Annotated in this window: 18 protein-coding genes and 2 pseudogenes; 8 read left to right on the top strand and 12 right to left on the bottom strand. The window is 71.9% G+C overall.

Features of this window, described 5'->3' with window-relative positions:
• Window positions 1-132 (top strand): annotated as a pseudogene (locus BXA10_RS31170) (IS110 family transposase); the annotation flags it as partial.
• Between the two features lie 181 nt (window positions 133-313).
• On the opposite strand, the gene BXA10_RS28830 reads toward BXA10_RS31170, so the two are convergent.
• Window positions 314-643, bottom strand: a complete 330-nt coding sequence (locus tag BXA10_RS28830; RefSeq protein WP_076473997.1) for a hypothetical protein — start codon at window positions 641-643, stop codon at window positions 314-316.
• A 319-nt stretch (window positions 644-962) separates the two neighbouring features.
• Between BXA10_RS28830 and BXA10_RS28835 the strand changes: the two genes are divergently transcribed.
• Complete coding sequence (locus BXA10_RS28835; RefSeq protein WP_076473998.1) at window positions 963-1,454, top strand: DUF3145 domain-containing protein; 492 nt, start codon at window positions 963-965, stop codon at window positions 1,452-1,454.
• A gap of 98 nt (window positions 1,455-1,552) precedes the next feature.
• On the top strand, window positions 1,553-3,277 hold the full coding sequence (locus tag BXA10_RS28840; protein WP_076473999.1) for a glycoside hydrolase family 3 protein: 1,725 nt from the start codon (window positions 1,553-1,555) through the stop codon (window positions 3,275-3,277).
• A gap of 168 nt (window positions 3,278-3,445) precedes the next feature.
• Here the strand turns inward: BXA10_RS28840 and BXA10_RS28845 are convergent, their stop codons facing one another.
• From BXA10_RS28845 to BXA10_RS28870, 6 genes and pseudogenes are all read right to left on the bottom strand, one after another.
• Window positions 3,446-4,345 (bottom strand): helix-turn-helix domain-containing protein, encoded by a 900-nt coding sequence (locus tag BXA10_RS28845; protein ID WP_076474000.1) that lies wholly within the window; start codon window positions 4,343-4,345, stop codon window positions 3,446-3,448.
• A 257-nt stretch (window positions 4,346-4,602) separates the two neighbouring features.
• Window positions 4,603-5,829: a beta-ketoacyl-ACP synthase II gene (gene fabF, locus BXA10_RS28850; RefSeq protein WP_076474001.1), complete on the bottom strand. Its 1,227-nt coding sequence runs from the start codon at window positions 5,827-5,829 to the stop codon at window positions 4,603-4,605.
• A 2-nt stretch (window positions 5,830-5,831) separates the two neighbouring features.
• On the bottom strand, window positions 5,832-6,071 hold the full coding sequence (locus tag BXA10_RS28855) for an acyl carrier protein (RefSeq protein WP_013735281.1): 240 nt from the start codon (window positions 6,069-6,071) through the stop codon (window positions 5,832-5,834).
• 84 nt (window positions 6,072-6,155) lie between these two features.
• Complete coding sequence (locus tag BXA10_RS28860; protein WP_076474002.1) at window positions 6,156-7,100, bottom strand: beta-ketoacyl-ACP synthase III; 945 nt, start codon at window positions 7,098-7,100, stop codon at window positions 6,156-6,158.
• 129 nt (window positions 7,101-7,229) lie between these two features.
• Window positions 7,230-8,147: pseudogene (locus BXA10_RS28865) on the bottom strand (ACP S-malonyltransferase); the annotation flags it as partial.
• A 78-nt stretch (window positions 8,148-8,225) separates the two neighbouring features.
• Window positions 8,226-9,503, bottom strand: a complete 1,278-nt coding sequence (locus tag BXA10_RS28870) for a PucR family transcriptional regulator (RefSeq protein ID WP_084753479.1) — start codon at window positions 9,501-9,503, stop codon at window positions 8,226-8,228.
• A 306-nt stretch (window positions 9,504-9,809) separates the two neighbouring features.
• Here BXA10_RS28870 and BXA10_RS28875 point away from each other — a divergent pair, with 306 nt between their 5' ends.
• The gene (locus BXA10_RS28875; RefSeq protein WP_076474005.1) at window positions 9,810-10,169 is read left to right on the top strand and encodes a hypothetical protein; all 360 of its coding nucleotides are present in this window, start codon (window positions 9,810-9,812) and stop codon (window positions 10,167-10,169) included.
• 62 nt (window positions 10,170-10,231) lie between these two features.
• Here BXA10_RS28875 and BXA10_RS28880 read toward each other — a convergent pair whose 3' ends face one another.
• Window positions 10,232-10,885, bottom strand: coding sequence for a hypothetical protein (locus BXA10_RS28880; protein ID WP_076474020.1), 654 nt, complete (start codon window positions 10,883-10,885; stop codon window positions 10,232-10,234).
• 219 nt (window positions 10,886-11,104) lie between these two features.
• Between BXA10_RS28880 and BXA10_RS28885 the strand changes: the two genes are divergently transcribed.
• Window positions 11,105-11,761 (top strand): copper resistance CopC family protein, encoded by a 657-nt coding sequence (locus BXA10_RS28885; RefSeq protein ID WP_076474006.1) that lies wholly within the window; start codon window positions 11,105-11,107, stop codon window positions 11,759-11,761.
• A gap of 59 nt (window positions 11,762-11,820) precedes the next feature.
• Here BXA10_RS28885 and gltX read toward each other — a convergent pair whose 3' ends face one another.
• Genes gltX through BXA10_RS28900 form a run of 3 tightly spaced genes read right to left on the bottom strand, consistent with a single transcriptional unit; the run spans window position 11,821 to window position 15,901 of the window.
• Window positions 11,821-13,230 (bottom strand): glutamate--tRNA ligase, encoded by a 1,410-nt coding sequence (gltX, locus tag BXA10_RS28890; protein ID WP_076474007.1) that lies wholly within the window; start codon window positions 13,228-13,230, stop codon window positions 11,821-11,823.
• 47 nt (window positions 13,231-13,277) lie between these two features.
• On the bottom strand, window positions 13,278-14,555 hold the full coding sequence (locus BXA10_RS28895; RefSeq protein ID WP_076474008.1) for an MFS transporter: 1,278 nt from the start codon (window positions 14,553-14,555) through the stop codon (window positions 13,278-13,280).
• Window positions 14,552-15,901: a GH1 family beta-glucosidase gene (locus tag BXA10_RS28900; protein ID WP_076474009.1), complete on the bottom strand. Its 1,350-nt coding sequence runs from the start codon at window positions 15,899-15,901 to the stop codon at window positions 14,552-14,554. The genes BXA10_RS28895 and BXA10_RS28900 overlap by 4 nt, the downstream gene beginning before the upstream one ends.
• A gap of 186 nt (window positions 15,902-16,087) precedes the next feature.
• Between BXA10_RS28900 and BXA10_RS28905 the strand changes: the two genes are divergently transcribed.
• Entirely contained in the window at window positions 16,088-16,537 is a 450-nt protein-coding gene (locus tag BXA10_RS28905; RefSeq protein WP_076474010.1) for an SRPBCC family protein, read from the top strand.
• A 229-nt stretch (window positions 16,538-16,766) separates the two neighbouring features.
• Here the strand turns inward: BXA10_RS28905 and aceE are convergent, their stop codons facing one another.
• The gene (gene aceE, locus BXA10_RS28910; protein ID WP_076474011.1) at window positions 16,767-19,511 is read right to left on the bottom strand and encodes a pyruvate dehydrogenase (acetyl-transferring), homodimeric type; all 2,745 of its coding nucleotides are present in this window, start codon (window positions 19,509-19,511) and stop codon (window positions 16,767-16,769) included.
• A 176-nt stretch (window positions 19,512-19,687) separates the two neighbouring features.
• Here aceE and BXA10_RS30610 point away from each other — a divergent pair, with 176 nt between their 5' ends.
• Window positions 19,688-20,116, top strand: a complete 429-nt coding sequence (locus BXA10_RS30610) for a hypothetical protein (RefSeq protein WP_139338213.1) — start codon at window positions 19,688-19,690, stop codon at window positions 20,114-20,116.
• 28 nt (window positions 20,117-20,144) lie between these two features.
• On the top strand, window positions 20,145-20,549 hold the full coding sequence (locus BXA10_RS28920; RefSeq protein WP_175649338.1) for a YjbQ family protein: 405 nt from the start codon (window positions 20,145-20,147) through the stop codon (window positions 20,547-20,549).
• The last annotated feature ends 112 nt before the right edge of the window (window positions 20,550-20,661 follow it).

Here is a 20,661-nt window from a genome sequence, read left to right on the forward strand (position 1 = left end):
CGAGCCCAAGGAAAACGCCACAACGCCGCCCTCATCTGCCTCGCCCGACGCCGCTGCGACGTCCTATACGCCATGCTCCGCGACAAGATCCCCTATCAACCCCGCCCAGCCGCCTCAATCGCCACCGCTTGACGAAACCCATAGGGACACCCCCCCGCATCCCTCGATCATGAGGTTGACGCGGGTTCCGGCGATCCGACTCGCCGCCACATGATGACCGAGCCGGACCGAGCCGGGCCGAAGTGGGGGTGGGACGCAGAACCGCCCGTCGGGATGTCCCGACGGGCGGTTACGTGTTGCGCAGGGAGAGGGCTCAGCCCTCGAAGACGCCGGCCTCGACCAGGCGCTTCTCGGTCGCGTCCCAGCCGTCACCGGGGTGCGCCTCGGCCAGCGTGTTCAGCTCGGCGCGGATCTTGGCGGCGTGCCCGGCGGCGGCCAGCACCCGGATCTCCTCGACGAAGGCCTCGGAGTCGGTGCGCAGGTGCGCGGTCTTGCCGTTGGTCAGGTTCCGCACGTAGGCGTGCTTGCCGCCGTTGAGCGGGATGAGGTACTTGAACTCGCCCAGCACGCTGAGGGCGCCACCCTGGCCAGCCTGGCCGGCCCGGACGGACGCGCGCGCGGTCTTAGAGGTGTTGCTCGCCACGGAGGTACTCCTTGCAAGACGTACGGGAGGACTTGAACGTCCGGGGGCTGTTGCGGACGACTCCGGATGGATAGCCCGCGAAAGACGTGCGCGGCACAAGCCGCCGATGGAACTGTACACGACCACGATCCCTGGCTGGTCATCGCGGCGTCAGGGGTTCCAACGGCGGCCACCCTTCCGGCTATTCCGCCGGTTCTTCCCGGTGAATTTTCCGATTCCCTGGCGCACCGTCCGTCACACCAGTCATCATGTGTCGCAGGAGCCACTCGGGCGGTCGAGGTCGTAGGGGAAGACGCACCTCGCTCTCCGGGAGGTCACCGTGCCAACGCGTGGCGTCGTATACGTCCACTCGACCCCGCTCGCCGTGTGCTCGCACGTCGAGTGGGCGATCGCGCGCGTCCTCGCCGCGCCGGTCAACCTGCAGTGGACCGCACAGCCCGTCGACCCCGGCGCACGCCGGGCCGAGTGCGGGTGGACCGGCCGTCCGGGAACGGGCGCCGATCTGGCTGCTGCCCTCCGGCAGTGGCCCATGATCCGTTTCGAGGTCACCGAGGAGCCGAGCCCCGGGGCCGACGGTGAGCGCTTCATGCACGTTCCGGGGCGCGGCCTGTTCCGGGCCACGGTCGGCGCGGCCGGTGACATCCAGCTCGGCGAGGACCGGCTGCGCAGCATCCTGGCGACCGCTCGCGCCCCTGAGGCGATCGCGCACGCTGTCGAGAAGGCCCTCGGCACCGCGTGGGACGCGGAACTGGAGCCCTACCGTTATGCCGGCGACGGCGCCCCGGTGACCCTGCTCACCCAGGTCGGCTGAGCGGAGACCTCCCGGCGTGCCGATCCTCACCGGCGGCACGCCGTTGGCCGCGCGGCGCCGGTCGGCCGAGTTGCCCCGATACGCGGTGAACTGGTGGGATGGGCGCTGTGTCGATTCGCCCCCACCGCGCCATCGTCGCCGTCGCAGCCCTGACCGCCCTGCTCGCCTCCGGTTGCTCGGGTGCCGCGGAACGCCCGACGGCGTCGTCGCCGCCGTCGCCGCCGTCCCCGTCGACCGCGCCGCCGGCCAGCGATCCGGCGGCCCGTGCCGCCGCCCTGGTCGGCACGCTCGCGGACGAGGACCTCGTCGGCCAGGTGCTGATGCCATACGCCTACGGCAGCGCGGCCACCGAGGTCTCACCCGGCTCGGCGGCCGGTAACCAGGGGCTCGCCGGGGTCGACACCCCCGCCGAGATGATCGCCAAGTACCACCTGGGCGGACTGATCCTGGTCGGCTTCAGTGCCGACGACCCGACCCAGGGCAACCAGGAGACCACGAACGTTGACAGCGCGGAGCAGGTCCGTGAGCTGACCGGCGGGTTGCGCGACGCGGCGGCGAAGCTGCCCACCGGTGCCGCGCCGTTCCTGATCGGCACCGACCAGGAGTACGGCGTGGTGACCCGGATCACCGACGGGGTGACCGCGCTGCCCAGCGCCCTGGCCGCCGGGGCGGCGGGTGACCCGGCGCTGACCGAGGCGGCCTGGCGGGCCGCCGGCGCCGAGCTGGCCGCGCTGGGGATCAACCTGGACTTCGCGCCCGTCGCCGACGTGCTCGCCACCCGCAGCACCGTGATCGGTTCCCGCTCGTTCGGCGCCGACCAGAAGCGCGTCTCGCCGCAGGTGGGCGCCGCCGTCCGCGGCCTGCAGGGCGCGGGGGTGGCGGCCACCCTCAAGCACTTCCCGGGGCACGGGCACAGCGCGGACGACTCCCACAAGGAGTTGCCGGCGCTGACCCAGTCCCGGGCGACGCTGGAGGCCGACGCCTGGCCGTCCTTCAAGGCGGGCATCGACGCGGGCACCATGGCCGTCATGTCCGCTCATCTCGACGTACGGTCGGTCGACCCGGGCACCCCCGCGACCTTCTCGCACAAGCTCCTCACCGACGTGCTCCGCGGCCAGCTCGGCTTCCAGGGCGTCGTGATCACCGACGGCATGAACATGGAGCCGGCCAAGCGCTGGTCGCCGGGAGAGGCGGCGGTGCGAGCGCTGAACGCCGGCAACGACCTCATTCTGATGACCCCGAACGTCAGCAAGGCGTACGACGGGCTGCTCGCCGCGCTGCGCGACGGATCGCTGCCCCGGGCCCGGCTCGTCGACGCGGTGACCCGAGTGCTGACCATGAAGTTCCGACTGGCCGGCACGACGGCGCCGGACATGTCGACGCTGAACGACCCGGAGCACCGCAAGGCGGCGGACGCGCTCGCCGCCGCGGCGGTGACGGTGCTACGCGGCTCCTGCGACACCGCCGCGATCCCCGGGCCCGTGACGGTCACCTCCTCCGGCGGGCGGGACAAGACTCGGGCCCTGCTGACCGACGCACTGACGGCGGCCGGGGTGCGGGTGGTGCCCAGCGGCGGAACCGTGGTGCACCTGGTCGGCTACGGCGACGGCACCAGCGACCTGCGCGACGACGCTGCCGTGACGGTCGCCATGGACACCCCGTACGTGCTGGCCAAGGCCAAGTCGCCGACGTTGCTGGCGACCTACTCGTCCAGCCGGGCGGCCATGAACGGGCTGGCTGCCGTGCTGGCCGGCAAGGCCCGTCCCGGCGGCCGGTCCCCGGTCAAGGTGACCGGCCTGCCCGCCACCACCTGCGACAGCTGACCCACTCAGGGCTGCGTACGGCCCGGGGCGTCCGGATCGAATCGCTCCGCCGGTACGCCCCGGGTCCGCGGGTCGAGCAGGCGCAGCGGCGGCCCGGTCAACGCCCGGGAATCGGCGCCGGAGACCGCCGGTGCGCATCGCGGGCGGACGGCGTGACCCCGGCGGGGGTCAGCGCCCAGCGCGCAGGGCGGCGATCAGCCACTCCGCCGCCGGGACGGCGGGCGGGAACGGCTCCCGGCCGTTGAGCACCCCGATCAGCTGCCAGTACCGCTCCACTCGCCGGTCGGTGAAGGTGTCGATGGAGTCGGCCAACGCCCGACGCTGATCGGGGGTGAGCGCCGGGCTCACCATCTCGTCGAGCACCGCCTGCCCCTCCGGCGAGGCCGGGTCGGTTCCGGCGGTCACTGCCGCGCGTGCCAGCTCGAGTTTCGCCATCGGCTGCAGCGGGGGCGCCGGCTCGTCGGTCGTACCGGCCACCGCCATCTGGCGTACCCGGCGGCGGAACTCCGGGTCGGCCACCAGTTCGGCCAGCTCCAGCCAGGCGTCCACCTCCTCGTCGGTGGGCTCGTCGGGCAGCTCCGCGGGCAGCTCCCGCATGGCTTGCGCCAGTCCGGCCGGAGGGCCTTCGACGCCGGCGAACACGTCGGCGACGAAGTCGTCGATGATCTGCTGCCGCTCCCGTGCGGAGAGGCGGGCCAGGTCGTTCATGAGTCTCAACTCCTCGGTCGTGCTGCCACGTCGTGTGATCGACCGCAGCACCGCCCGGCGCAGCCGCAGCGTACGGAGCTCCGCGTCCAACGCCAGCAGGTGCGTCCGCGCCACGTCCTGCACGTTCGCCTGCCGGTCCAGGATCCGGCGTACGTCGTCCAGGCCGAAGCCCAGTTCGCGCAGGCTGCTCAGCAGCTCCAGCCGGGCCACCGCGGCCGCGTCGTAGCGCCGGTAGCCGGCCGCCGAGCGGGCCGTCGGCGGCAGCAGCCCCAGGTCCGACCAGAACCGGATGGTCCGCACGGTGAGGCCGGTCCGGCGGGCGAGCTGCCCGATGCCGAACAGGTCGGTGCTGTCGTTCACAGCGGTGAGCCTCCCGTCTCCAGCCACTGGAGAGTCAACCCGATCGGCGGAGAACCCGGTCGCGCACCGGCGGCTACCGTCGCGGCAACGAGCGGACGGCGCAGCGGCACCCGCGCAACCGGGGGCTGACAAGGCGAAAGGGCCCGCGCTCAACGAACGCGGGCCCTCGACGTGTATCAGTCGTTACCGGGGGATGTTGCCGTGGGCGCTCCGGCCAACCGGGACGGCGGCGGTCACCCGCGCCGCCCGGACTGTGCTCATGGCCGGGTGAAGACGAGCGCCACGTTGTGCCCACCGAAGCCGAACGCGTTGTTCAGCGCGGCGGGGATCTCCATGTGTCGCGCCTTGTGCGCGGCCACGTCCAGGGTGAGGGCCTCGTCCGGGTCGTCGAGGTTGATCGTCGGCGGAACGACACCGTCACGGATGGCGAGGATGGTGGCGATCGACTCGAGCGCGCCGGCCGCGCCGAGCAGGTGCCCGGTCATCGACTTGGTCGCGGAGAGCACCGGGTGGTCGCCGAGCGCCTTGTGCAGCGCGCCGATCTCCAGCATGTCGCCGATCGGGGTGGACGTGGCGTGCGCGTTGACGTGCACGATGTCCTGCTTCGCGACACCCGAGTCGGCGATCGCCTTCGAGATCGCCCGGATCGCGCCCTCGCCCTCGTTGTGCGGCTGCACGATGTCGAACGCGTCGGAGGTGATGCCGGCGCCCGCCACCCGCGCGTACACGCGGGCCCCACGTGCGGCCGCGTGATCGGCCCGCTCCAGGATGAGGACACCCGCACCCTCGCCGAGGACGAAGCCGTCCCGGCCCTTGTCCCACGGCCGGGAGGCCTTCTCCGGCTCGTCGTTGCGGGTGGACATCGCCCGCATCGAGGCGAAGCCGGCGATCGGCAGCGGGTGGACGACCGCCTCGGTGCCACCGGCGACCACCACATCAGCCCGGCCGGACCGGATGATGTCCAGGCCGAGCGCGATCGCCTCCGCACCGGTCGCGCAGGCGCTGGCCATCGAGTGCACACCGGCCTTGGCGCCGACCTCGATCCCGACCCAGGCGGCCGGGCCGTTCGGCATCAGCATCGGCACGGTGTGCGGAGACACCCGGCGCGGCCCGGATGCCTCGAGGATGTCGTCCTGGGCGAGAAGGGTGGTCGCGCCGCCGATGCCGGAGCCCACGCTCACCGCCAGCCGCTCCGGGTCCAGCCCGGAGTCGGCCAGCCCGGCGTCCGCCCATGCCTGCTGCGCCGCGATGAGGGCGATGGCCTCGGAGCGGTCCAGCCGGCGCAGCCGGACCCGGTCCAGCACCTCCGAAGGCTCGACGGCGAGCTGCGCGGCGATCTGGACCGGCAGTTGCGCCGCCCACTCCTGGGTGAGCGGACTCACCCCGGAGCGGCCGGCGACCATGGCGTCCCAGGTCGACGCGACGTCCCCGCCGAGCGGGGTCGTCGCGCCGAGCCCGGTGACGACGACGTCGGGGCGAGTCATGATCAGGACTGCGCCTCGATGTAGCTGACCGCGTCACCGACGGTCTTGAGGTTCTGCACCTCGTTGTCCGGGATCTTGACGCCGAACTTCTCCTCGGCCGCCACGACGACCTCCACCATGGAGAGCGAGTCGACGTCCAGGTCGTCGGTGAACGACTTCCCCTCGGCCACGTCGTCCGGGCTCACCCCGGCAACCTCTTCGAGGATCTCGGCGAGGCCGGCGGTGATCTCGTCACGGGTCATTGCGGTTGGTTCCTCTCATCGGGTTGATCTCGTCGGACGGCCTCGCCGCCGACGTACGCCTCGACGCACGCGTCGAGTCGGGTCTCAGGGGCAGCGGACGACCTGACCCGCGTAGGTCAGGCCACCGCCGAAGCCGAAGAGCAGCACCGGGGCCCCGGAGGGGATCTCCCGCCGCTCGACGAGCTTGGACAGGGCCAGCGGCACGCTCGCCGCCGAGGTGTTGCCGGACTCGACGATGTCCTTCGCGATGATCGCGTCCGGGATGTCGAGCCGCTTCGCGATGCCGTCGATGATCCGTGCGTTCGCCTGGTGCGGCACGAAGGCGGCCAACTCGGACGGGGACACCCCGGCCCGCTCGCAGGCCTGCAGGGCCAGCGGGGCGAGCGCGGTGGTCGCCCAGCGGAACACCGTCTGGCCCTCCTGCTGCACGTACGCGCGCCAGCCCTCGATCCGCACCGCGTCGCTCTTCTCGGGCACCGAGCCCCAGAGCACCGGGCCGACCCCGGCAGGCTCATCCTCGCCGGCGGCGGTGACGACCGCGGCACCCGCGCCGTCGCCGAAGATGATGCAGGTCGAGCGGTCGGTCCAGTCGGTGAAGTCGGAGAGCTTCTCCGCGCCGATGACGATCGCGTTGCGCGCCGCACCGGCCCGGATCGCGTGGTCGACGGTGCCCAGCGCGTACGAGAAGCCCGAGCAGGCGGTGTTGATGTCGTACGCCCCGGGCGCGTTGATGCCGAGCTTGGCCGCCACCCGGCAGGCCACGTTGGGGCTGCGGTCCACCGACGTGCAGGTGGCGACCACGACCAGGTCGATGTCGGCGGCGGTGAGGCCGGAGTTGGCCAATGCCTTGCCGGCGGCGGCAGCGGCCATGTCGGCCACCGTCTCGTCGCCGGCGATCCGGCGGGTGACGATGCCGACCCGGTCGCGGATCCACTCGTCGTTCGTGTCGACCATCCGGGCCAGGTCGTCGTTGGTGACGATCCGGGAGGGCTGGTAGTGCCCCAGGGCGACGATCCGGCTTCCGGCCATCAGTTCATGCCTTTCGTTTCGCGACTGCGGGGGCCCGCAGGACCGTCTCGTTCCTCGCGCTCACCGTGGTGTCGTTCGTTCGTGACTGCGGGATCTGCAGCCCCGTATCGCTCTTCGCGCTCACCGCTTTCCGCCGACGCGGGCGATCAGGTCGCGCGCGGCGGGAAGGTCGTCCGGGGTGTTCAGGGTGACGATCTCCGGGACGTTGCCGCCCTTGAACTCCCGCTTGACCAGTCCGGCCAGCGTGCCGGCCGGCGGCAGCTCGATCACGCCGGTGACGCCGAGGTCGGCGAGAGTACGCATGCAGAGGTCCCAACGGACCGGGGCGGTGACCTGGCGGACCAGGCGCTGCACCATCTCGGCGCCGTGGTCGACCGCCGTGCCGTCGAGGTTCGACAGCAGGACGCGGGCCGGATCGCTCGGCGTGATCGCGTCGGCCGCCGCCGCGAGCGCGCTCTCCGCCGGCGCCATGTACGGGGTGTGGAAGGCGCCGGCCACCTGGAGGCGGATGATCCGGGCCTTCGTCGGCGGCTCGGCGGCGAGCTTGTCGAGGTTGTCCAGCGCGCCTGCGGCGACGATCTGTCCCGTCCCGTTGCGGTTGGCGGGGTACAGGCCGTGCGCCTCGATCGCGGCGACCACCTCGTCGGGGTCCCCGCCCAGCACGGCGGCCATCGCGGTCGGCTCCAGCGCGCAGGCGGCGGCCATCTCGCGACCGCGTACGCCGGCCAGCGTGATCGCGTCCTCGGCGGTGAGCACGCCCGCCAGGGCGGCCGCGCCCAGTTCGCCGACGCTGTGCCCGGCGGTGACCGTCACGTCGTGCATCGGCAGGTGCTCGCCGGCGAGCAGCGCGGCGGCGACCAGCAGCGGCTGGGTGCGGGCGGTGTCCTTGATCTCGTCGGCGTCCGCGGCGGTGCCGAGGTGTACCAGATCGACGCCCGCGAGAGCGGACCACGAACGCAGCCGCGCCTCAGCGCCGGCCAGATCGAGCCAGGGGGTCAGGAAGCCGGGCTTCTGCGAACCCTGCCCGGGAGAAAGTACGGCGAGCACGACTACGACTCTTCCGGATACGCGCGGGTAGCGCTGTGCCGCCCCCGACCAAACCACACTAGAACCTTTGGAGAGATCCTACAAAGATCGGCGGTGCTCATCACCCGTCTGTGACGTTTTGCCGGCAGCTGGGCCCAATGTCTGGGCCGGGACTGGCGGGACCACTGGGTCGAGCCGGCCGACCGCCAGCGCCACCTGGAGCGCGAACGCGTCCCGAGCGGTGAGCGGCGACAGGCCGGTCACCTCGGCGATCCGGCGCAGCCGGTAGCGGACCGTGTTCGGGTGGACGAAGAGCGCCCGGGCGGCGCTCTCCAACGTACCGCCCGCGGCGATGAAGGCGTCCAGCGTCTCCAGCAGCTCGCCGCCGGCGCGGATCAGCACCCCGTACACGTCGTGCCGCAGCCGCCGGCGGGCCTCCGCGTCCCCGGCGAGGGCACGTTCCGGAAGCAGGTCGGTGGCGGGCACCGGCCGGGGAGCGCCCGGCCAGGCCGGAGCCGCACGGAAGCCGGCCAACGCGGCCCGTGCCGACTCGGCCGCCGCGTCCAGGCTCGGCACCGGCGGGCCGACCACCACCGGCCCGTCGCCGAACGCGCTGAGCAGTTTCCGGGTGGCCGTCAGCGGATCGTCGGCACCACCGAGCACGACGACCAGCCGATCACCGTGCACGCCGCCGATCACCTCGGCGCCGATCCGTCGGGCCTGCCGGTACACCGTGTGCAGCACGGCGGAGACCTCGCCGCCCGGGGACCGGCCGACCGCCACCGCGACCGGCGGGGCGTCCGCCCAGCCCAACGCGGCCGCGCGACTGGCCAGTACGTCCGGTGAGTCGCCCCGCAGCAGCGCGTCCACCAGCAGTGCCTGCAACCGGGCGTCCCAGGCGCCGCGCGACTCGGCGGCCCGGGCGTAGACCCGAGCGGCGGCGAAGGCGATCTCCCGCGAGAACCGCAGCACCGCGTCACGGAGCTGCTGCTGCTCGCCCTCCGCGGCGAGGTGCGGCACCTGCTCCTCGACGACGTCGATGGTCACCTTGATCAGCGCGACCGTCTGCTGGAGGGTGATCGACCGCGCCAGCGCCTGCGGGGCGGCCGCGAAGACCTCGTCGGAGACCTCCTGGGTGCTGTCGGCGCTGCCGCCACCGGAGCGCAGCCACTGCACCAGCGACCGGGTCCCGGCCTGGGCGACCAGCATTACCCAGGAGCGCTGATCCGCCGGCAGGGCGCGGAACCAGGGCAGCGTCTCGTCCATCCGGGCCACGCTCGCCGTCGCCAGAGCGCCCGCCGACCGCTCGATCCGGCGCAGCGTGGCGCTCAAGTCTCCGTCGCCCGGCTGATTCCCCACCCCACCAGCCTGACACATGTGCTGACCAGCGCCGCTTCGCCGGGCAGCCGGAGGCTCGGCCACGACGTACCGGACGGTCGGTGGCGGCACCGGCCGGGGCGTCAATCGGCTGGCGGAGCGGGCGCCACCACATCCACGGCCGGTCACCGTCCGCCCACGCTAGGACTCCGTGCCGGTCCGACTCCACCGAAGGTGCTGCGCGAGTCGCGTCCACGCGGCGGGCGACCCGGGTACGCCCTGGACAGCCCGTCGGGGGCGGCCAGTAAGTTGGCAGGGCGCCTCGGCCGACCACCGAGGTGCGATGGCGAGTGTGAGGAGACCGGGATGGCGCAGGGGGAGGCCGATCACGGCTGCGCCCGGGGGGAGCCGTGCCGGCCGGGCAACGACCAGCAGGCGGCCGCGAAGCCGCGCCGGCTGTCCGGTGGACTGCCCCCGTTCCCGACGGATCCGACGGTGGGGCGGTCCGGGCCGGCCGAGCCGGCGCCCGAGCGGCCCGAGGAGGACGTCGCCGTGCCGCGGCAGCGGCCGGGTGAGCCGGCCCTGCCCGTCGAGCCGGAGCCGACCGAGCCCCGTTCGGGCTGCCGCAGCGACCTGCCCGGCTGGGCGGGCGCGCACCGGCATGGTGCGGTCCGGCCCCCGCTGCGGGACGTCCGTCGGGAGCGGCCGCCGCGCCGCTGGTGCTGACTGGTCGTGATCTTCGATCGTTGCCGGTTCCGCTGCTTCCGGTTTGGACCAGCGACGGTCGGTCAGCGGGTGCGGCGGCGGATGAGCAGCGCGATCCCGGCGAGGCCCGAGGTGATGACCAGCACCACCGCGACGTTCAGCAGCAGCAGGCGCTGAAGATCGCCCAGCGCCTGGTCGATGTCCTTCGCCGGGTTGAGCGAGTCCTCCGGGATGACCCGTTCGCCGCCGCCGACGCCGCCGCTGACCGTGTCGTACTCCCGCTCCAGCGGGACGCCGGCGGTCCGCAACGTCTCGGACATGGAGAGCCGGCCGAGGAACCATCCGGCCTGGGTCTTGCGGGCGTCCGGCTGCTTGGCCGGCCGGTAGATCCGCGGCCCGCCGACGGCCTTCGGGTACAGGTCGTAGGTCTGCTTCGGCTTGTCCCCGGCGAGCACGACGATCGTGTACTTCGGACCGAGGTCGGCCGGCTTCGGCCCGGTGGCCGCGCCCGTACGGCCGATGAAGTTGACCTGGTCGATCATGGCGGTCACCTGGGCCGGCTGGGTGTCCGCGCGCAGCCGCAACGGCTCGGTCAGCCCCACTCCGGTGACGTCCACCCCGGGCGGTGGCGGTGGCGGCTTCGGGGCGGCGTGCGCCGGGCCGGCGAAACCGACCGACAGGGCCGCCGTGAGCGCGCCGGCCAACATGGCGACCAGCCGCCTCACCTGTCGGACCATCGCCGCCTCCTCGCCCCGTTCGATGGATGGCTTCGCTGCGCCGGACGCCTCATCGGCGGTGGTGCCCCGGATCCGGTGACCGGACGCCACACTTCAAGACTCCGTGAGAAGTTGATTGGTTGCAGCTCGCGGAACAGTAATTGGAACTATTTGCGATCCCGGATCGACCAACGAGCAGCCGTTGATCAGCGGGCGGATCGTACCTTTACGGAGGCCTTCATGGGGGGCAGGGTCGCACGTCTGGCACGCTTCGTGCTAGCGGTATCCGGCGTGGCGCTCGGTGTGTCGTTGGCTCTGCCGGCGGCGCCGGCCGCGGCGCACAACTCGTTGACCGGCAGCGATCCACGCGACGGCGCCCGGGTCGCGACCGCGCCGGCCCGGATCGAGCTCAGGTTCCTGTCCCGACTGGACCCGGCTACGACGAAGATCACAATCACCGGTCCGGACAATGTGGCCGCTGCGGGTGGCGCACCGAGATTCTCGGGCAGCCGGGTGAGTGTGCCGTTCAAGTCGGGCCGGGCGGGGCTCTACATCGTCGGCTACCAGGTGGCGTCCGGCGACGGGCACCCGATCTCCGGCGAGGTGCGGTTCACGCTCACCACCGGCACGCCGGCTGACCCGTCCGCGTCACCGGCCGAGCCGTCGCCCACACCGTCGCCGACCGGCCGCACGCCGGCCTCTCCCGTGGCCCCCTCGTCCGGCCCGGCCCTCACGGCGGGGCCGGACGCCGCCAGCCCGAGCGCGGCCACCGTACCCACGGCGAACGAGAGTGACGACATCAGCGGTTGGCTCTGGGCGGCCGGCGCGCTGGTGCTGCTCGCAGCCCTGGCGGCCGGTCTGCTGTTCCGTCGACGCTCCGCCCGCGGCCGTCCGTGACCCCGTCTCACCGGCTGGCCGCACGTGGGATCGCCGCGCGGCCGGCCGGAGTCGAGTGGTCAGACCAGGCGGACCCGGGCGGCGCGCAACCGGGTGAGGGCGCGGTCCCGGCCGAGTACCTCCAGCGACTCGAACAGCGGCAGGCCCACGGTCCGGCCGGTGACGGCGACGCGTACCGGTGCCTGGGCCTTGCCCAGCTTGAGCCCCCGCTCGGCGCCCACCGCCTCCAGGGCCGCCTTGATCGACTCCGCGTCCCACGACGGAAGCGCCTCGAACGCCGAGACCGCCGCGTCCAGCAGTTCCGCCGAGCCCTCCTTCATCGCCTTCGCCCAGGCGGCCTCGTCGATCGCCGGAGTCGCCAGGAACAGGAAGTCGACGTTCGGCACGATCTCGCTCAGCACCGCGATGCGGGTCTGGGCCAGCGGGGCGACGGCGGCGAAGACCGCCGCGTCGAACTCCTCCGGCTGCCAGGGCGGCGGGGCGATGGTGCTGGTGCCGGTCAGCCACGGCTGGCAGGCCGCGACGAAGTCGTCCACCGACAGCGCCCGGATGTACTCCCCGTTGAAGGCGCGCAGCTTCTTCTCGTCGAAGAAGGCGGGCGACGGGTTCACATTCTCGAGCCGGAACTCCTCCTCGATCACGGACCACGGGACGATCTCCCGGTCGCCGGAGGGCGCCCAGCCGAGCAGCATGAGGTAGTTGCGCATCGCGTCGGCGAGGTAGCCCTCGTCGCGGTACGCCTCCAGGGCGACCTTGTCCCGCCGCTTGGAGAGCTTCTGCCGCTTCTCGTTGACCACCACCGGCACGTGCGCCCAGACCGGCGGCTTGACCCCGAGGGCGTCCCAGAGCAGCTGCTGCTTCGGGGTGTTCGGCAGGTGCTCCTCGGCCCGGATCACGTGCGTGATCCCCATGGTCATGTCGTCCACGACGTTGGCCAGCAGGAAGACCGGGGAGCCGTCGCCGCGAGCGATGACGAAGTCCTCGATCAGCTTGTTCTCGAAGGTCGGCTCGCCCCTGATCAGGTCGATCACCACGGTCGCGCCCTCGTCCGGCGTACGGAAGCGCAGCGCGCGCCCCTCGCCCGGGCCGAGACCCTTGTCCCGGTGGTAGCCGTCGTAGCCGGAGTGCTGCGATCCGGTGCGGGCCTGCACGTCCTCCCGGGTGCAGTCGCAGTAGTACGCCCGGCCCGACTCGTAGAGCCGCTGCGCGGCCGCCCAGTGCTCGTGAGCGTTCTCCGACTGGAAGTGCGGGCCCTCGTAGCTGGTGCGCTCGATGCCGATCCAGTCCAGCGCGGAGAGGATGCCCTCGGTCCATTCGGGCTTGTTACGGGCCGCGTCGGTGTCCTCGATGCGGAGCACGAACACCCCGCCCTGCTGCTTGGCGAAGATCCAGTTCTGCAGGGCCGAGCGGGCACCGCCGACGTGGAACATACCGGTCGGGGAAGGGGCGAAGCGTACACGTACCGTCACGCCCCAAGCCTACGGCGCTGCGCCAGCGGATTCGGCCAGGGGTCCGGTCAGGGCACCGAGCGGATCTTCACCACCAGCACGCTGCCGAGCAGGGTGACAGCGGCAGTGACGGCGTAGAGCGTCGGATACCCACCCAGGTGTACGACGAGCGGTGCGGAGAGCGCCGGGCCGAGCACCTGCGGCGCCGAGTTCGCGATGTTGATCACTCCGAGGTCCTTGGCCCGATCCGTGGCGCGGGGGAGCACCTGGGTGATGAGCGCCGCGTCCACCGAGAGGTAGACCCCGTAGCCGGTGCCGAGCAGCAGCGCCGCGACGATCGCCATCGGCCAGGTCGGGGCGACCCCGAGCAGCACCGCCGCCACCGTCATGATCAACCCGGACACGATCACGAAGACCTTGCGCCGCCCGGACCGGTCGGAGAGCCGACCCGAGACGACCGCGGTGAGCATCATGCCCAGGGTGTAGAGCAGGATCAGCACCAGCAGCGACCCCTCCGGATCCGGCACCCGCACCCCGTCGGTCAGGAAGTACAGCAGGTAGAGGGTGCCCAGAGCGTTGCCGGTCTGGACGAGGAACCGGGTGAGCCAGGCCCACGCGAAGTCGGGGTGCCGGCGCGGGCTGACCCACATCGAGCTCAGCAGGGTGCGCAACCGCAACGCAGGCCGATGCGCCCGGGGCAGCGGGTCGTCGCCGGTGAGCAGCGCGAACGGCAGCGCCAGCACCAGCACCGCGAGCGCGATCGCCAGATAGCCGGCGGCGTTGCCCGTGACCACGGCCGTGACCAGCACCGCGCCGACCACGAGCCCGAGCGCCTGCGGGATGCCGACCCAGCCGGAGACGCCGCCGCGCTGGGCCACGGGCACCCGGTCCGGGATGGCCGCGCTGAGACTGGCCAGCATCGCGTTGAAGCAGACCTGGGCGGCGACCCAGCCGAGCGTCACGCCGAGCACGGTGCGTTGCTGAGCGAGCAACACCAGGGCGACTGCGCCGAGCACGGCCCCGCCGGCGGTCCAGACGTGCCGGCGGCCGAACTCGCGCCCGCCGAGCCGCAGGCAGGTCCGGTCGGAGAGGGCGCCGGCCAGCGGATTCACGATCACCGCGGCGAGGGCACCCAGCCCGGTGACCACGGCCAGCATCTCCTCCTTGCCGTCCGGCGAGATCCGCTCGATCTGCTGCGGCAGCAGCACCTGGATCGGGGTGAAGAACGCCATCCAGACCCCGAGGTTGGCCGCGAAGATCAGCGCGATCCAGCCCCGCCGGACCGGGGCCGTCGGCTCGGCCAGCGCCGCCGGCAGGGCGACGGGCGACGGGTCGACGGTGGTCACCGTTCCGGCTTCCGGCGCGCCGCCGTGACGACGTCCCGCAGCCAGGCGTACGAGGACTTCGGCGTACGCGTCCGGGTGGCGTAGTCGACGTGCACCAGGCCGAAACGTTTGGTGAAGCCCTCGGCCCACTCCCAGTTGTCCAGCAGCGACCAGACGAAGTACCCGCGTACGTCGATGCCCTCGTGGAGCGCCGCCCGCACCGCGCGCAGGTGCCCGTCCAGGTACGCGATGCGCTCCGGGTCGTGCACCCGACCGTCGGCGTCGGGCGCGTCGTCGTACGCGCAGCCGCTCTCGGTGATCTCGACGGGCGGAAGCGCGTCGCCGTACGTGCGGTGCAGCCAGCCGAGCAGTTCGTGCAGCCCATCGGGGGCGACCGGCCAGTCGAACGCGGTCCGCGGGTAGCCGCCCAACGGCACCAGCTCGAACGGCAGCGGCGAACCCTCCCGCGGAGCGCGTACCCCGGTCGGGTTGTAGTAGTTGACCCCGAGCACGTCGATCGGGGCGGCGATGACGGCGAGGTCCCTGTCGTGCACCACCGACGGGTCGCCGATCGTCCCCTCCGGGTAGCCCCGGCCGAGCAGCGGGTCGGTGAAGAGCCGGTTGTGCAGCGCCTCGTACGCGGCAGCGGCGGCCCGGTCCGCGTCGGTTTCGCCGATCGTCCGTACCGGCGAGTAGTTGTTGGCGATCGCGACCGGGCTGCCGCTGCGCGCGCGCAGCGCGGCGACGGCCAGTCCGTGCCCGAGCAGCTGGTGATGGGCGACCGGGAAGGCGTCGAAGAGCAGCGTCCGTCCGGGTGCGTGCAGGCCGGTACCGTAGCCGAGGCTCATGTGGACGAACGGTTCGTTCAGGGTGATCCAGAGCCTCACCCGGTCGCCGAGGCGGGCGGCGACCAGGTCGGCGTACGCCGCGAACCGGGCCGCGGTGTCGCGGGCGAGCCAGCCGCCGGCGTCCTCCAGTGGCTGGGGCAGGTCCCAGTGGTACAGGGTGGCCACCGGGTCGACGTCGTGCGCCAGCAGTTCGTCGACCAGCCGGTCGTAGAAGTCCAGCCCGTCGGGGTGGGCCGGCCCGGTGCCGGTGGGCTGCACCCGGGGCCAGGCGACGGAGAAGCGGTACGCGGTGACGCCCAGCCCGGCCAGCAGCGCGATGTCCTCGCGGTAGCGGTGGTAGTGGTCGCACGCGACGTCGCCGGTGCTGCCGTCGGCGATCCGGCCGGGGGAGCGGGCGAAGGTGTCCCAGATGGACGTTCCGCGTCCTCCCGCCTCGGCCGCGCCTTCGATCTGGTACGCCGACGTCGAGACGCCCCAGCGGAATCCGGCGGGGAACTGTGGCAGCGGTGCGGTCGGCATGGCGTCCTCCCGGTCAACGCGAAACGTGTTCGGACTCTAGGACGCGAGGCGGGATTCCGCTATAGGCCGTCATGACTGTCCGCGCAATGCTTTTCGGCGTGTCTTTTTCCAAACCCGTCCAGGTACGTCCGAATTTGCGCATAGAGTGCCGAATATCGCGGATGTCCTCACTGGAGGAAGACGGAAATGATCCTCGTAGAACGCAGTGCGCACGTGGTTGCGCCGGTGGAAGCGGTCTGGGATGTCGTACAGCGGGCCGAGCAGTTGCCGGCCTGGCTGGCGGGAGTCCGTGCGGCCGAGGTGCTCTCGGGTGAGGGCTTCGGGCGGCGGCAACTGGTCCAGGCCGGGCGTGGCTCGGCGCACGAAGCCGAGGTGATCGCCTACCAGGAGCCGACCCTGATCGGGTGGCGCGAGCGCGCCAAGGGTGCCGGCGCCCGGGCAGAGGCGCGCACCGAGATCTACGTTCAGCTCACTCCCGACGAGGAGGAGGGCGGGGGCACGATCGTGCGGCTGATCGTCGTACGCTGGCCGGCCGGTCCGGTCAAGGCCGCTCTGCTCCGGCTCGGTCTGCGTCGGGTCGGCGCCGATCTGGAGGAGTCGTTGGCCCGGCTGACCGACCTGGCCGCCGTCGGCTGACCGGGTCCGTCCCCGGCGTCACCCGCGATGGTGGTGGCCCGGCGTCCCCGCCAGGGGCACCGGGCCATCGCTGGCTCTCCGCCGGTCGCCCCCACGTCGATCACTCCTGCGTGGTGGTCGACCGGCACCCGTCCGGCATCAGGTCGATGACCGACCGGATCGGCAAGCTTCCCGACGAACGGCGAAGGGCCCGCGCGGTGTGCGCAGGCCCTTCGTTCGATCGTTACCTCTAGCTGTCGCCGCCGGTCTCGCCGACCGGGGCCGCGCTGACGTCGTCGATCGCGTACTTCTTGGCCGCCTCGGCGGGCACGTTGGCCGGCACCACGCCACGCAGCGCGAGCTGACGCAGCGTGGCGACCGCCACCGACTCGGCGTCGACGTTGAAGTGCCGGCGCAACGCGTGCCGGGTGTCCGACATGCCGAAACCGTCGGTGCCCAGCGAGGTGTAGTCGCCCGGCACCCAACGAGCGATCAGGTCCGGCACGGCGCGCATGAAGTCACTGACCGCGATCTTCGGACCGTCCGCGTCGGCCAGCTTCTGCGCCACGTACGGCACCCGCTGCTCGGCACCCGGGTTGAGGAGGTTGTACTCCTCGCACTCCACCGCGTCCCGGCGCAGCTCGGTCCAGGAGGTCACCGACCACACGTCGGCGGCCACCCCCCAGTCCTGGGCCAGCAACTGCTGCGCCTTGAGCGCCCACTGCATGCCCGTACCGGACGCCAGGATGTTCGCCTTCGGCGCTCCGCCGTCCAGCTTCGGCGCGGCGGCGTAGCGGTAGACGCCCTTGACGATGCCCTCGACGTCCACGCCCTCCGGCTCGACCGGCTGGAAGATCGGCTCGTTGTAGACGGTGAGGTAGTAGAAGACGTTCTCCTGCGCCTCGCCGTACATCCGGTGCAGGCCGCTCTCGACGATGTGCGCGATCTCGAACGCGAACGCCGGGTCGTACGCGACCACCGCCGGGTTGGTGGCGGCGATCAGGTGCGAGTGGCCGTCCTCGTGCTGGAGACCTTCACCGTTGAGCGTGGTCCGACCGGCGGTGGCGCCGAGCAGGAAGCCCCGCGCCATCTGGTCGGCGGCCGCCCACAGTCCGTCCGCCGTGCGCTGGAACCCGAACATCGAGTAGAAGATGTACATCGGGATCATCGGCTCGTCGTGCGTGGCGTACGACGAACCGGCGGCGGTGAACGACGCGACCGAGCCGACCTCGTTGATGCCCTCGTGCAGGATCTGCCCGGCGGTCGCCTCCTTGTAGGACAGGAACAGCTCCCGGTCCACCGAGGTGTAGCGCTGACCGTGCGGCGAGTAGATCTTCGCGGTCGGGAAGAGCGAGTCCATGCCGAAGGTCCGGGCCTCGTCCGGGATGATCGGCACCCAGCGCTTGCCGAACTCCTTGTCCTTCATCAGGTCCTTGAGCAGGCGGACGAAGGCCATCGTGGTGGCGACCTTCTGCTTGCCCGAACCCCGCTTGACGTCGGCGAACCGCTCCGGCCCGGGGATGGTGAGGCGCTTCGAGCTGGTCCGCCGCGAGGGCAGGTAGCCGCCGAGCTGCTGCCGCCGCTCGTGCAGGTACGCGATCTCGTCCGACTTCTCACCCGGGTGGAAGTACGGCGGCAGGTAGGGGTTCTCCTCCAGCGCCGAGTCCGGGATGTCCAGGTAGAGCCGGTCGCGGAAGGTCTTCAGATCCTCCAGCGTCAGCTTCTTCATCTGGTGGGTCGCGTTGCGGGCCTCGAAGTGCGAGCCGAGCGTCCAACCCTTGATCGTCTTGGCGAGGATCACGGTCGGCTGGCCGGTGTGCTCCACCGCCGCCTTGTAGGCCGCGTAGAGCTTGCGGTAGTCGTGGCCACCCCGCTTGAGGTTCCAGATCTCGTCGTCGCTGAGGTGCTCGACCATCTTGCGGGTGCGCGGGTCGCGCCCGAAGAAGTGCTCCCGGACGTACGCGCCGGACTCCGCCTTGTAGGTCTGGTAGTCACCGTCGGGCGTGGTGTTCATGAGGTTGACCAGCGCGCCGTCGGTGTCCGCGGCGAGCAGCGGGTCCCACTCGCGACCCCAGACAACCTTGATCACGTTCCACCCGGCGCCCCGGAAGAACGCCTCCAGCTCCTGCATCACCTTGCCGTTACCGCGAACCGGGCCGTCCAGCCGCTGCAGGTTGCAGTTGATGACGAAGGTGAGGTTGTCCAGCTCCTCGCGGGCGGCCACGCCGATCGCGCCGAGCGTCTCCGCCTCGTCCATCTCGCCGTCGCCGAGGAACGCCCAGACGCGCTGGTCGGAGGTGTCCTTGATGCCGCGGTGGTGCAGGTAGCGGTTGAACCGCGCCTGGTAGATCGCGTTCAGGCCGCCGAGCCCCATCGAGACGGTGGGGAACTCCCAGAAGTCGGGCATCAGCCGCGGGTGCGGGTACGACGGCAGCGCGCCACCCGGGTGCGACAGCTCCTGCCGGAACCCGTCCAGCTGGTGCTCGCTCAGTCGCCCCTCGAGGAACGCCCGGGCGTACATGCCGGGGGAGGCGTGACCCTGGTAGTAGATGTGGTCGCCACCGCCCGGGTGGTTCTTGCCGCGGAAGAAGTGGTTGAAGCCCACCTCGTAGAGCGACGCCGAGCTGGCGAAGGTGGAGATGTGGCCACCTACGCCGATCTCGGGACGCTGCGCCCGGTGCACGAGCATCGCCGCGTTCCACCGGATGTAGGCCCGGATCCGCCGTTCGATGTGCTCGTCACCCGGGAACCACGGCTCACGCTCGGGGGCGATCGTGTTGATGTAGTCCGTGGTGGTCAGGGACGGAACCCCGACCTGGCGTTCCCGAGCGCGCTCCAACAGGCGCAGCATCACGTAACGGGCGCGTTTGGTTCCGCGCTCGTCGATGACCCCGTCGAGCGACTCGACCCATTCGCTGGTTTCGTCTGGGTCGATGTCCGGGAGCTGGCTCGGCAGGCCGGCGGTGATCACCGGGCGCTTGCGTTCCGTAGCCACAGGCGGTCCCTCGGTTGTGTGTGGGATAGGTCTCTAGCGCCATCCTGCCCCCTGCTGGCACCTGGCGTCACGTCTAGGTCCCCGGGACGCGACGCTCGACACAGGTACCCGTCGGTAACTTTGGGTGCCGGTCGATCTGTCCGAGGCTACTTGTCCGGTCTCAATACCATGCCGGGATGAACCACCGACGAACGGCGTGGGGCGGGATCCTCCTGGCTGGCGGAGTGCTCCTGGCGGTCCCGGTGACCTCCGTGCTGCTGACGGGTGACCGCGCGGTGTTGCCCGTCGCGCTCGTCGCCGGGCCGGCCGTGGTCCTCGGCGTCTTCCTGATCGTCACCGGGAAGCGGGCGCCGGCGCCGCGACGGCGCCACGGCACGTCCGGGCCCGCTCGGCGGTACGCCGGCACCCCCATTCCGCACCAGGGTCCCCCCGACGCGTACTCGTGGTGGGAGGTGACCGGCCCCCGACAGGACAGCGGTGGCGATTCGCCCGGCGGGTCCGGCGGTGGCCATTCGGGCGGCGGCGGTTGGTCCGGCGGTGGCGACTCCGGTGGTGGCTGGTCCGGCGGTGGCGGCGGTGACTCCGGCGGTGGTGGGGGATCCTGACTCCCAGGGCTGCGGCAGAATGCGACGTATGCGTAGTGACGTGATCACCGTCCAGACCGGCTCCCGGCCCACCGTCCGGGACATCACGGCCGAGGCGCAGAGCTTCGTCTCCGGCGCGGGGGACGGTCTCCTGCATGTGTTCGTCCCGCACGCCACCGCCGGGCTGGCGCTCATCGAGACCGGGTCGGGCTCCGACGACGACCTGCTCGCCGCGCTGGACGAACTGCTGCCGTCGGACGACCGCTGGCGGCACCGACACGGGTCACGCGGCCACGGCCGGGATCACGTCCTGCCCGCCTTCGTCCCGCCGTACGCCTCGGTGCCGGTCCTCGGCGGTCGCCTCGCGCTCGGCACCTGGCAGTCGATCTGCCTGGTCGACACGAACGGCGACAACCCCACTCGCCAGGTCCGCTTCTCCTTCCTCCCCGCCTGACCCCACCCTCCCCGCTCATCGAGGGGCCTCGTTCACGGAAAGAGTGGTCATTCCGCGCGGAATGACCACTCTTTCCGTGAATTTGTGGCCTGGCGGGAGGGGGAGGGGTGGC

Origin of the sequence: Micromonospora avicenniae (assembly GCF_900156065.1) — a bacterium.
Taxonomy (GTDB): Bacteria; Actinomycetota; Actinomycetes; order Mycobacteriales; family Micromonosporaceae; genus Micromonospora; species Micromonospora avicenniae.